Source organism: Achromobacter aloeverae (assembly GCF_004121055.1).
GTDB lineage: Bacteria > Pseudomonadota > Gammaproteobacteria > Burkholderiales > Burkholderiaceae_B > Bordetella_C > Bordetella_C aloeverae.
Genome location: NZ_PYAL01000006.1, coordinates 80320 through 93500, shown reverse-complemented (window position 1 = coordinate 93500; position 13181 = coordinate 80320). Strand labels below are relative to the sequence as shown.

The window sequence follows — 13181 nt, the reverse complement described above, 5'->3', positions numbered from 1 at the left end:
CGCCACTATCGCCGACGCCCCTCCCGTCGCTACACCCACGCCAAGCAGAAAAAATGACCGATACCCACCGAGCTTCCAACCTGCCGTCCTACGAGGTCTACGCCATCCGCTACGCCACCCGCGACGCCCGGCGCCACAACCATTTCATCGGCGGCGATCCGCACGACGCGCCCATGCCCATGGATTATTTCGTATGGCTGGTGCGCGGCCATGGCCGCGTGTATTGCGTCGACACCGGCTTCGGCGCCGACGTCGCGCAGAAGCGCGGCCGCACCTTGCTGCGCACGGTGGCCGACAGCCTGGCGCTGCTGGATGTCGACGTGTCGCAGGTCGAGGACGTGATCATCACGCATCTCCACTACGACCACGTCGGCACGTTCGATACCTTCGCCAAGGCCCGCTTCCACCTGCAGGACGCCGAGATGGCCTACGCGACCGGACGCCACATGCGGCATCGCCAGTTCAACCATGGCTACGAGGTGGAAGAAGTGACGGGCATGGTGCGCATGGTCTACAAGGACCGCGTGGTCTTCCATTCCGGCGATGCGGAGCTGGCGCCCGGACTCAGCATCCACCACATCGGCGGCCACACGCACGGCCTGCAATGCGTGCGCGTGCATACGCAGCGCGGCTGGGTCGTGCTGGCCTCCGACACCAGCCATTTCTACGAGCACTTCGAGAAGAAGCGCGCCTTCACGACCATGTTCAACGTCGGCCAGGCGCTGGAAGGCTACGACACGCTGCACAGGCTCGCCGCCTCGCCCCGGCACATCGTGCCGGGCCACGACCCGCTGGTCATGCGGCGCTATCCGGCGCCGTCCGAAGACCTGCGGGACATCGCGGTTCGGCTTGACGTGATGCCGTCCGAATAACAAACGCCACCCATGGCGACCACCAGGAGACCCGTTATGCCCCTCACCTTACCCGTGCGCGCCTGGCTGGCCGCCGCCGCCCTGGCCTGCGCCGTGCCGCCCGCCGCGCAGGCCGACACCTATCCATCGCGTCCCATCCGGGTGCTGGTGGCCTTCCCCGCCGGCGGCAGCGCCGACATCGTGACGCGCATGGTCACGCAGAAGGTGGGAGAACTGTCCGGCTACAGCTTCGTCGTGGAGAACCGGCCCGGCGCGGGGGGCAACCTGGCCTTCGACGCCGCCGCCACGGCGCCGGCCGACGGCTATACCCTGCTGTTCAGCACGCCGGGCATCGCCATCAATCCCAGCCTCTATCGCAAGGTCGAATACAAGCTGGGCGACTTCAAGCCGATCGCGCTGGTGGGCGAGGCGCCGCTGGTGCTGATGGTCCGGAACGACCTTCCCATCCACTCCATCGCGGACCTGGTGAAGGCCAGCTCGGCCAGCCCCGACGCCATCCGCTTCGCCAGCTCGGGCAATGGCAGCTCGTCGCACCTGGCCACCGAAGTCTTGCGATCGATGTCGGACCTGCGCTACCTGCACGTGCCGTACAAGGGCGGCGGCGCCATCATGACCGACCTGCTGGGCAATCGCGTGGACATCACCATGCTGCCCATTTCGGAAAGCCTGCCGTATATCCGCGACAACCGGGTGCGGGCGCTGGGACAGACCGGCAGCACGCGCTCGCCCATCGCGCCGGAGATCCCCACCATCGCCGAAGGCGGCGTGAAGGGCTATTCGGTGACCACCTGGTACATGCTGCTGGGACCAGCCAAGCTGCCGCCCGGCATCGTGTCCACGCTGGCCGCCAAGTTCGACGAAGCGCTGAAATCGCCCGACCTGCGGCAGCGCCTCGGCAACGCGGGCGTCAGCATCATCAACGAGGGGCCGGACAGGACCGCCGCGTTCCTCCAGGCCGAGTCGGAGAAATGGGCCAAGGCCATCAAGGCCTCGGGCACCCACATCGACTAGCCGTCGACACCGTATGAACACCGCGTGAACACCGTTATGGAGACACATTCATGAGCAGTTCCAAGCCGCCCCTGTTGGAGAACGCCACGCGCGACCTGGCCGCGTTCGCCGCGTCGATCCGTTATGAGGACCTGCCCGCCGAGGTCGTGGCGCGCATCAAGACCAGCGCGCTGGACAGCATCGGCTGCTGCCTGTACGGCGCGACCCTGCCCTGGACGCAAAAGGTGCGGGAAATGGTCGAGGAGGAAAACGCCGCCCCCGTCGCGTCCATCTTCGGCAGCGATAGCAAGACCTCCGTGGCCGGCGCCGTGCTGGTGAACGCGACCGCCGGCCATGCGTTCGAGCTGGACGATATCCACAAGGAGTCCATCGTCCACCCGGGCTCCATCGCCACGCCGATCGCCCTGGCCTTCGCCGAGCGCGACGGCAACTGGACCGGGCGCGATGTGATCACCGCCATGGCCACGGGCTACGAGGTCGGCACGCGCGTGGGCAATGCGGCGACCATGAGCCTGTTCTTCCGCGGCTTCCATCCGCAAGGCACCTCCGGCGCCTTCGTGGCCGCCGGCACCGCGGGCAGGAGCCTGGACCTGGACGCGAACCGGATGCTGCATGCGCTGGGCATCGTCGGCTCGCAGGCCGGCGGCCTGATGGCCGCGCAGGAAGGCGCCATGGTCAAGCGCTTCCATTCCGGACGCGCCGCCCAGAGCGGCGTATATGCCGCGCAGCTGGCCGCCAAGGCCTTCACGGGCATCACCGACGTGCTGGAAGCCAGTTATGGCGGCTACCTGTCCACGTACTCGGACGAACCGAACGCCGCGCGCCTGACCGAAGGACTGGGCACGGTGTGGGAAACGGCCAAGACCGGCTACAAGCCGCATGCCAGCGTCACCAGCATCCATTCGGCGCTGGACGCCCTGGCGCACATCATGCAGGCCCATGCGCTGGCGCCCGACGACATCGCCGCGCTGGATGTAGGCGTCAGCCAGATGACCTTCGTGCATTGCGCATGGGACTACAAGGCCCAGGGCGTGACGGCGGCGCAGATGAACCTGTACTACGGGCTGGCCGTGATCGCGCACGACGGCATGGCGTTCGTCAACCAGTACCGCGAGGACCGCCTCAAGGATCCGAAGCTGCTGGATTTCATCAGCCGCATCACCGCGCGGGCGGACGAAGAGATCGACGCCATGGGCCCCGCATACCGCCATGCCGCCACGGTACGGGTACGCACCCGCGACGGCCGCGAACTGGCGCACCGGATCCTGAACCGACGCGGCAGTCCCGAGAACCCGCTGAAGCCGGAAGACGTGGAATACAAGTTCCGCAATGTGGCCGCGCCCTGCCTCCGCGCGGCCGACATCGACGAGGTCGTGCAGTTATGCGCGCGGCTGGACACGCTGGACAGCCCAGCGGCGCTGATCGCCCTGCTCGCCGCCGCGCGCCGGTGAAGCGGCGGCCGGCCACGAATTTTTCCTCCCGAATCTTTCCTCCCGAATTTTTTCCCTTATTCATCCCCAGTCAAGACAGGAACATCATGACAAAGACAGTAGCCCAACAACTCGCGGACCATTTCCTCTCCTTCAAGCCGGAAAAGCTGCCGGAAGCCAACAGGAAGGCGATGAAGCGCCTGCTGCTGGATTACCTCGGCGTCGCCGTGTCGGGCAGCCAGACAGGTAGTGGCGTGGCGGCGCGCAAGTTCGCGCTTTCCTCGGGCGGCAACGGCGAAGCCACGCTGATCGGCGACGGTGCGCGTGTGCCCGCCATGCAGGCCGCGTTCGCCAACGCCATTTCGTCGCACAGCGTCGAACTCGACGACATCGACGTGCTGGCGCTGTTCCACTTCAGCCCTCCGGTGTTCTCCGCCGCGCTCGCCACCGCCGAACGCGGCTCGGCCACCGGCAGGCAACTGCTGTCGGCGCTGGCCGCGGGTTGCGAAATGATGGAGCGCGTCAGCAAGGCGGCGAACAATTCGCTGCGCAATCGCGGCTTTCACACAACGCCCACGTGCGGGGTATTCGGCGCCACCGTGGCGGCATCCTTGCTGGCGAACCTGAGCGCGGACCAGATGGTCTCGGCGCTGGGCTTGGCCGGCGCGCAAGCGAGCGGCCTGATGGAAATGTACGGCCCGTCCATGCAGAAGCGCTTCAACCCTGGCCCGGCCGCGCGCAACGGCGTGACCGCAGCCTTGATGGCGCACCTGGGCTTCACCGGCGCTGCCACCATTTTCGAAGGTGAGCGCGGCTTCCTGAAGGCCTTCACGGACAAGAACGATCCCGGTCAGCTGGTGGCGGGCCTGGACCGCGAATATCCGCTCGATATCGAATTCAAGCCGTATTCGTGCGCGCGCCCCATCCACAACGCCATCGATTGCGCGCTGGAGGTCCGTCGCAAGCATGCGCCCGACCTGGACAAGGTGAAGCACATCGAGATGGCCCGGCACCCGGATTGGGCCCTGTATCACCAGAACGCCAATCCGGTCACCTACCATGAGGCGCAGGTCAGCCTGCCTTACTCGGTGGCGGTGGCGCTGACCGACGGCCAGGCGCTTTTCCCCCAGTACAACAACGCGCGCCTGAAGGAGCCCATGCTGACGAAGCTGTCGGAGCGGGTAAGGATCACCGTGGACCCAAGCCTGCCGCGCGGGGTGTCGTGCCGCATGACCATGGAGATGGACGACGGCACGCGTTACGTGTCGCAGGTGGACTATCCGAAGGGATCCATCCAGAACGCGATGTCGGATGACGAGCTGCGCGGCAAGTTCGACAGCCTGACTCAACCGGTACTCGGCGCGCAGCGTTCGGCGCAAATAGCGGAAACCGTGGCGAACATCGAGAACGTCGACAACGTGGCGGAACTGATGCGCCTGTTCGCCGATATCCCATCGAGCGCGGCCAAGCGGGCATAAGGAAAACGCAGGGAGGCCGCGGAGGGGCCGTCGGCGGGTTCCCAGCCCTCGCGGTGGATGGGGCGCGCCCTAGCCCCTCCCGCCATCCTGGCGATGGTTCCGGCGCACACGGCGGATGACAATCGGCCTGGTCTTGGGCCACCCGGTCCGGACACGTAAGCAAAAGAATAAGGAGACACTATGTTGAACCGCATGAAATCCCTGCTTTCCATACGCGCCGGCGCCGGCGCCGCCGCCATCGCCCTGTTGGCGGCCGCCTGCCTGGCCGGACCGGCCGCCGCCGAGGACAAGTACCCCTCGCGCCCCATCCACCTGGTGGTGGGCTTCCCGCCCGGCGGCTCCAACGATATCGTCGCGCGCATCATCGCGCCGAAGCTGGGACAGATCCTGGGCGGTTCGGTCATCGTGGACAACCGAGCCGGCGCCAACGCCATCATCGGCACGGAATACACGGTGCGCGCCGCGCCGGACGGCTACACCATCACCCTGGGCAGCGCGAGCCCGCTGGTGATCAGCCCTCACACGTACAGCAATATGCCGTTCGACCCGCTCAAGGACCTGGTCGCCATCACGACCGTGGCGGCCACGCCGGAGCTGATCGCGTTGAATCCCGATGTTCCCGCCAAGAGCCTGAAGGAATTGGTGGAGCTGTCGCGCAAGCGCGATATCACGTTGGCCTCGTCCGGCAACGGCGGCCTGCCGCACCTGGCCATCGAGCTATTGAAGATCGCGTCCAAGGGCCGCATCGTCCACGTGCCGTACAAGGGCGCCGGCCCGGCCATCACCGACGCGGTCGGCGGCCACGTGGACGGCATCATTGTCGACCTGCCGGCGCTGTTCGCCATGGTCAGCGAAGGCAAGCTGCGTCCCATCGCGGTCACCGACAACCACCGCGCCTCGATCATGCCCGACATCCCCACATCGGTGGAAGGCGGCCTGCCCACGGTGCTCGCCTTCAACTGGTTCGGCGTCATGGCCCCCGCCAAGACGCCCAAACCCATCGTGGACAAGCTGCACAAGGCCTTGGTCCAGGCCGTGAATTCGCCCGATGTGAAAGCCAGCCTGAACAAGCTGGGCATCGAGCCGTTTACCCAGGAATCGCCGGAAGCGTTTGCCGGGTTCATGAAGTCGGAAACGGTGCGCTGGGGCGAGGTGGCCCGCGCGTCGGGCGCGAAGGGCGATTGACATGCATAGGTACGGGAAAAGTACGGGAGATGGACATGGATGACTTGAAATCCTGGAAGGCGCTCGCGGCGGAACACCGGGGCATCACCCTGGCCCTCGCGGAATTCATCGCGAACCTGCGGCCGCGCGACGTGCCCGGGCATACGCAGGACGTCCTGGCCAAGGCGCTGGTCGATACGGTGGGTTGCGGGCTGTATGGCCTGACCACGCCCTGGGGCCGCATCATGCGCGACTATGCCAAGGACCGCCAGGGCCCCGCGGAAGCGGGTCTGTGGGGCGCACAGGCGCGTGTCAGCGTGAACAACAGTGTCCTGGCGGCCGGCACGGCGATCCACAGCTTCGACTTCGACGACCACAGCCGCGCAAAGATCCATCCCGGCGCCCTGGTCGTGCCCGTGGTGCTGGCCTTGGGCGAACGCGAGCGCGTGGATGGCCGGACCGCGATGGTCGCCATGGCGGCCGGCTACGAGACCATGAACCGCGTCAGCCAGGCCGCCAATCCCAGCCGTGCGCGCATGCGCGGCTGGCACCTTACCGGCACCACCGGCACGCTGGCGGCGGCCGCCGCGGCCAGCGTGATACTGGGCCTGGACGCCGCCACCACGGCCAGCGCGCTGGGCCTGGCCGGCACGCAATCCGCCGGGCTTTGGGCGTTCACCGCGGACGGCGGCATGAGCAAGCGCATGCATCCCGGCCGTTCGGCGGAGGCCGGGGTGGCGGCCGCGCTACTGGCGGCCCGGGGTTTCGTGGGCCCGCGCTACATCCTGGAAGCCGAGGATGGCGGCCTGCTGTTCGGCATGTCCGATAGTCCGCGTCCCGGCATGATCACCAAGGACCTCGGGTCCTTCTGGCATGCCGACGCGACCTGCTTCAAGCCGCACGCCTGCTGCGGCAGCAACCATGCCTGCGTGGATGCCGCCCTGGCCCTGGTCCGCGAGAACGACCTGGACGTCGCCGACGTGGCGCGCATCGTGGCCGGCATCCCCAGCGTGGTGCGGACGCAGACGGGATTCGACTACCGCGCGGATTCCGTGCTGAATGCGCAAATGAGCCTGCGCTACAACATCGCGGTGGCGATGACGGACGGGCAGGCCTACCTGGAGCAGTTCACGCCCGAACGCATCGTCGAAAAGCAGGTCTTCGACCTGTCCAAGCGGGTGGAAATCGAGATCGATCCGGAAATCGACCGGGCCTATCCCGACATCTACGGCGGCAAGGTCACCATCCATACCCGCCAGGGCAAGGTGCTGACGCGCCAGGTGGACTATTCGCTGGGCATGCCCGAGAATCCCATGCCGCACAGCGAGATCGAGCGCAAGTTCATGTCGCTGGCCAGCGCGGCGGTGGGCGAGGAAAAGGCGGGCGACATCCTGGTCCTGGCCAATGGCGCCTTCAAGGCGAAGTCGGTGGCGCCCCTGAATGTTGCGCTGACCGAGGTCACGGTGCGCGAGCCGGCCGGCGCCGAGGTGGCCGCGACGGCATAGGCGCGATCGCATTCACGGGCGGCGTCGGGTGGCGTCGGGCGGCCTTGCCCGGCGCCGCCGCTTGCCTTGCCTGCCAGAACGAACATCCGCGTAATGCGCGCCTGGGACGAGTTCCAGGCGCGCATTCATTACAATTCGCTTCCCTCCCCCTCGGGCGTCCTTCACGTCCCGGCGGGAATCGGGTTCAGACGGATTTCAGGAGCAAGGCGTGGCGCAGTGGGCAATCGGCATCGACATCGGCGGAACATTCACGGACCTGGTCGCCCAGGACCATGACAGCGGCAGGCAACACAGCCTGAAGGTGCTGACCACGCACGGAGACCCCACGCAGGCGGTCATCGATGGCGTGGGCCGCCTGATGCAGGGTGCCGCCATCGCGCCGGCCGACGTCAAGCGCGTGGTGCACGCCACCACCCTGTTCACGAACGCCTTGATCGAACGGCGCGGCGCGCGCACCGGCATGCTGCTGACGCGCGGCTTCATGGACATCATCGAGATGGGCAACGAGCGCAAGTACGACCTGTACGATTTGCAGCTCGACCGCGCCGCGCCGCTGGCGCCGCGCGACCTGCGCGGCGAGGTGGGCGGCCGCCTGGACGCCACCGGCGCGGAGCTCGAAGCGCTGGAAATCGACGACGCCCTGCGCACGGTGGACCGCCTGGTCGCGGCCGGCATCGAATCCCTGGCCGTCTGCCTGCTGCATGCCTATGTGAACGACAGCCACGAGCGCCGCCTGGCCGATGCCATCGCGCAGCGGCATCCGGACCTGGCGTTGACGCTGTCCTCGGAGACCGCGCCGGTCATCCGCGAATACGAACGCATGTCGACCACGCTGGCCAATGCCTACATCAAGCCCATGGCGCAGCAGTATCTGCGCACGCTCGCCGCCGGGCTGGGCGAACTGGGCCTGGACACCGACGTGCTGATGATGCTGTCCAACGGCGGCCTGGCGCACCTGGACGACGCCCGCGCCCATCCCATCGCCCTGCTGGAATCGGGCCCCGCCGCCGGCGCGATTTCCGCCGCCCATCATTGCCTGCGCGAAGGACAGCGCGACCTGCTGGCCTTCGACATGGGCGGCACCACGGCCAAGCTGTGCCTGGTGGAAGATGCCCGCCCGTCCATCGCCTTCGGCTTCGAGGCGGCCCGCCGCAAGCGCTTCGCCGAGGGCAGCGGCATGCCCATCAACATCACCACGGTGGACCTGATCGAGATCGGTGCGGGCGGCGGCAGCATCGCGCATCGCGATGAGCTGGGGCTGCTCAAGGCGGGTCCCCGCAGTGCCGGGTCGGAACCCGGCCCGATGTGCTATGGCCGCGGCGGCGACGCCCCGACGGTGACCGACGCCAACCTGACCCTGGGTTACCTGAACGCGGGCTATTTCGCGGGCGGCACGCTGGCCATCGATCCGGCGCTGGCCGAGCAGGGCTATGACAAGCTGGCCCGCGAACTGGACCGCGACCGTACGGCCGTGGCCTGGGGCGTGCACGACATCGTGGCCGAGAACATGGCGGCCGCCGCGCGCGTGCATGTGGCCGAGCGCGGCCGCGATCCGCGCCACTTCATCCTGGTGGCGACCGGCGGCGGCGGGCCGCTGCATGCCTATTACGTCGCCCGCAAGATCGGCGTGCGCACCATCATCTGCCCGCCCGAGGCAGGCGTGGCATCGGCCTTCGGCCTGCTGGTGGCGCCGGCGCGCGCCGACCGCTCGCGCACGGTCAGCTTCAAGCCCGCCACCGACCCCATCGAAAAAATCGAGCAGGCGTATGCCGCGCTTGAAGCCAGCGCCAGCGCTTCGCTGCAATCGCTGACGGACACCTTCAGCCCGATCGCGCTGAAACGCCGCGCCGATGGCCGCTTCATCGGCCAGGGTTTCAACCTGACGGTGGACCTGCCCGCGGGCCCCTACCGTTACGACGATGCCGCCGGGGAGGACGCCTGGCGCGCCGCGCTGGACCGGGCATTCCGAGGTGAATACCAGCGCAAGTTCGGCCGCACGCCGCCGGACGTGCCCATCGAACTGGTCAATCTGCGCGCCACGGCCGAAGCGCCACCCCGCCAGCCCTTCGAGCCGGCGCCGCTGCCCGCCGGCGCCACGCCGGCGCCGCAAGCGCGCCGGCAGGTGTATTTCCATGAAGAGCGCCGGTATTTCGACACGCCTGTCTATCGGCGCGAACAGTTGTCCCCCGGCTTCACCGCGCATGGCCCCTTGCTGATCGAGGAGCCCAGCACGACGCTGGTGGTGGGGCCGTTGGCACAAGTCACGCTTAGCGTGAACGGCAATCTGGTGGTCACGATAGGCGCCGCGCCCGCGGATGGGGAAGGCACCGAGACCGCCACGTCGGCGGAAGCGGGTTCGCGCCGGAATGAGGCCAATGCGGCCAAGGAGGCCAAGGAGGCCGATGCTGCCAAGGCCGCGAGCAGCGCCAGGGTCGCCCCCGCCGCCGACCCCATCTTCCTGGAAGTCTTCTGGACCCGCATGCGCTCCGTGGTGAGCGAGGCCGCCAAGCTTATCGTGCGCACGTCGTTCTCGACGCTGTCCTCCGAGGCCAACGATTTCGCGGTGGTGATGACCGACTCGCGCGGCCAGACGCTGGCGGAAAACGCCGGCGCCATCCCGTCCTTCATCGGCACCCTGGGCAAGACGGTGCGCGCCACCATCGCGCGCTTCGCGCTGGACACCATGCGCGACGGTGATGTCTACATCACCAACAATCCGTGGATAGGCACCGGCCACCTGAACGACGTCTGCCTGGTCAAGCCCATCTTCCACGACGGCCGCGTGATCGGCTTCGCCGCCACGGCGGGCCATGTGCCCGATATCGGCGGCAAGATCCGCTCGGTCGATGCGCGCGAACTGTACGAGGAAGGCTTCCACATGCCGCTGATGCACTTCCTGCGCGCCGGCGAAACGGACGAGACCTTGCTGACCCTGTTGCGCACCAATGTGCGCACGCCCGAGCAGACCACCGGCGATATCTGGTGCCATGTGGGCGCCACCGAACTCATCGCCGGCCGCGTCGCCACCCTGCTGGCCGAATACGGCCTGGAGGGCGTGGACGACCTGGCCGATGCGCTGTTCGAACGCAGCGAGCACGCCATGAGCAAGGCGATCGCCGCCCTGCCCGACGGCGTCTACGAGTACGGGATGAAGACCGATGGCTTCTCCGAGCCCTTCCACTTCCAGGTGGCGGTGCGCGTGGCCGGCGGGGAGATCGAATGCGACTTCGCCGGTTCCTCGCCGCAGCAGCCGCGCGCCATCAACTGCGTGCTGGCGTACACGGAGGCCATGACCCAGTACGCCATCAAGAGCCTGCTGGTGCCGGACCTCCCCAATAACCACGGCCTGTTCCGTCCCGTCCGCACCACGGCGCCGACGGGCTCCATACTCAACCCCGTCGCGCCCGCGCCGGTGGGCGGCCGGTCCTGCACCGGCCACTATGTGCCTACCGTGGTCTTCGGCGCGCTCTACGCGGCCCTGCCTGGCCGCGTCATGGCCGGCGTCGGGTCGCCGGTGTGGATCACCAACATGAGCGGCGTGCGCGCCAACGGCAAGCCTTTCGCCACCGTGCTGTTCTACAACGGCGGCATGGGGGCGACGGCGGGCAAGGATGGGGCCAACGTGATGTCCTGGCCCAGCAATATCTCGCCCACGCCTATCGAAGTGGCCGAGCGCGATTCGCCCTTGTTGTTCCGCTACAAGAAGCTGGTGCCGGGATCGGGCGGCGATGGCACCTGGCGCGGCGGCCTGGGCGAGGAGGTGTGCTACGTCAACCGCCATCCGACGCCGCTGGGCGTGGTCTTCCTGACCGAGCGCATACGCATTGCCGCGCCCGGCCTGGCCGGCGGCGGCGAGGGCGCGCCGGGCGCGGTGTTGATCAACGGCGTGGCCATCGACACACGCACGCCGCAGGTCTTGCAGCCGGGCGACGAGGTGACGCTGCGCACGCCCGGCGGCGGCGGTTATGGCGCGCCGGCCGGGCGTCGGGCCGAGGCGCGGGCGAAGGATGCGCGGCTGGGGTACGTCGCCGATTGATTCCCGGCGGACGAGACGGCGCGCGGATGGAATGGATGCGGTCCGGCGCTGGGGAAGGCATACGCTTCGGGTCATTCGTTTCCGGGATCCTCGGTCTTCGACCCATCGCGATGGCATCAAATCGCGCATGTCGTCCGCCCTTGGGGCGGACGACCGGACCCGCGAGTCCCGCGACCGCCTCTGCGGCCACGCTCGCACCGCATATTTCATATGCTTATAACGGAGCGGAATGAAATAATTATTTACTATATGTGGCAGTGCATCGGCGCACCTTTTTATCGCCTCGGGACCTGACCCGTCCAAGGGCACAACCGCTACTACCTGGATCCATTTCCGGGGGATCTCGACCATGACGCTAATCCGCAAACTCCTGACCACGGCCGCCGCCGCGGCCGCCCTCGCCTTTGGCGCCGCCGCCGGCGCCGCGTTTCCCGACAAGCCCCTGACCCTGGTGGTCGGCTTCTCCGCCGGCAGCAGCATCGACATGGTGGCGCGCACCGTGGCCAGCAAGCTGTCGCAGAAGATCGGCCAGTCCATCGTCGTGGAAAACCGCGCCGGCGCGGGCGGCAACCTGGCCGCCGACTACGTCTCGCGCAGCAAGGCGGACGGCTACACCCTGCTGGTGGTGGCCAACAGCATCGCCATCGCCCCGGCCCTGTATCCCGACTTGAAGTTCGACACGCAGAAGGACCTGCGCGCCGTCGCCTATGTCGGCATCGGCCCGGTCATCCTGAAGGTCAGCAAGCAGCGGGGCTTCAAGACGCTGGCCGACCTGGTCAGCTATGCGAAGGCCCATCCCGGCGTGCTGAACTACGGCTCTTCGGGCATCGGCGGCACGCCCCACATGGCCACCGTGCTGTTCGACGAGATCGCCGGCATTTCGATGACCCACATCCCCTACAAAGGCGGCGCGGATGCCTTGAGCGCCCTGCTCGGCGGCCAGGTCGACGTCCTGATCAATCCCCTGCTGGGCGACGCCGCGTCCGATCGCGTGGTGCCGCTGGCCATCTCCGGCGACAAGCGTTCGCCGCTGTCGCCCGACGTTCCTACCTTCGGTGAACTGGGCTATCCCAAGTACGACCTGGGCGTGTACTACGGCTTGATGGCGCCGGCGGGCGTGCCGGCCGACGTGGTCGCCAAGATCAATGCAGCGGTCAATGAAACCCTGGCCGATCCCGCCATCGTCGACGCGCTGACCACCCGCAGCGGCATCGTGCTCAAGCGCGAGACGCCGCAGGAGTTCCAGCAGTTCATCGACAAGGACATCGCGCTGTGGAAAGACGTCGTCCAGCGTAATCGCAGCGCCATCGAGAAGTGAGTCCTGCGTGGCGGCGGCACGCTTCCGGCGCCGTCGCCCTGCGTCTTTTTGCGTATCGATGACGAAACGCGCGACAAAGCAAAAAATCTGTGTATAATCTCTTTCTCGCCGCTTTTCGAAGCGGCGAATTTATCGAAGCGCTGTGCACTACGACGCCGTGCACTACGACTACGCAGCGCTGGCGATAAAAATGCGGGAATAGCTCAGTTGGTAGAGCGCAACCTTGCCAAGGTTGAGGTCGCGAGTTCGAGACTCGTTTCCCGCTCCAGAATTCTCTCCTGTGGACACGCTAGCGAAGTCCATGGATGGTAGAAAAAAGGCCGAAACCTTCGTTTCGGCTTTTTTTCGCCTTTTTTTCGCCTCTTCT

General features: G+C 67.3%; 8 protein-coding genes and 1 tRNA gene. All 9 read left to right on the top strand.

From position 1 onward, the window contains the following. Nucleotides 1–53: 53 nt before the first annotated feature. The 9 genes from C7R54_RS19645 to C7R54_RS19605 all read left to right on the top strand — a co-directional run bounded on the left by C7R54_RS19645 (nt 54) and on the right by C7R54_RS19605 (nt 13082). Nucleotides 54–872: an N-acyl homoserine lactonase family protein gene (locus C7R54_RS19645; RefSeq protein WP_129152135.1), complete on the top strand. Its 819-nt coding sequence runs from the start codon at nt 54–56 to the stop codon at nt 870–872. A 36-nt stretch (nt 873–908) separates the two neighbouring features. Then, complete coding sequence (locus C7R54_RS19640; RefSeq protein WP_129152134.1) at nt 909–1883, top strand: Bug family tripartite tricarboxylate transporter substrate binding protein; 975 nt, start codon at nt 909–911, stop codon at nt 1881–1883. Nucleotides 1884–1933: 50 nt separating this feature from the next. Continuing rightward, the gene (locus C7R54_RS19635; protein ID WP_129152133.1) at nt 1934–3334 is read left to right on the top strand and encodes an MmgE/PrpD family protein; all 1401 of its coding nucleotides are present in this window, start codon (nt 1934–1936) and stop codon (nt 3332–3334) included. Between the two features lie 86 nt (nt 3335–3420). After that, nucleotides 3421–4791 (top strand): MmgE/PrpD family protein, encoded by a 1371-nt coding sequence (locus C7R54_RS19630; RefSeq protein WP_158021248.1) that lies wholly within the window; start codon nt 3421–3423, stop codon nt 4789–4791. 180 nt (nt 4792–4971) lie between these two features. After that, complete coding sequence (locus C7R54_RS19625; RefSeq protein WP_129152131.1) at nt 4972–5976, top strand: Bug family tripartite tricarboxylate transporter substrate binding protein; 1005 nt, start codon at nt 4972–4974, stop codon at nt 5974–5976. A 35-nt stretch (nt 5977–6011) separates the two neighbouring features. Then, a complete protein-coding gene (locus tag C7R54_RS19620; protein WP_158021247.1) occupies nt 6012–7460 on the top strand; it encodes an MmgE/PrpD family protein in 1449 nt (482 codons plus the stop codon). 208 nt (nt 7461–7668) lie between these two features. Further along, nucleotides 7669–11496: a hydantoinase B/oxoprolinase family protein gene (locus C7R54_RS29290; protein WP_129152129.1), complete on the top strand. Its 3828-nt coding sequence runs from the start codon at nt 7669–7671 to the stop codon at nt 11494–11496. Between the two features lie 349 nt (nt 11497–11845). Further along, on the top strand, nt 11846–12814 hold the full coding sequence (locus C7R54_RS19610) for a tripartite tricarboxylate transporter substrate binding protein (RefSeq protein WP_129152128.1): 969 nt from the start codon (nt 11846–11848) through the stop codon (nt 12812–12814). Nucleotides 12815–13006: 192 nt separating this feature from the next. After that, a tRNA-Gly gene (locus tag C7R54_RS19605) sits at nt 13007–13082 on the top strand. Nucleotides 13083–13181 lie beyond the last annotated feature (99 nt).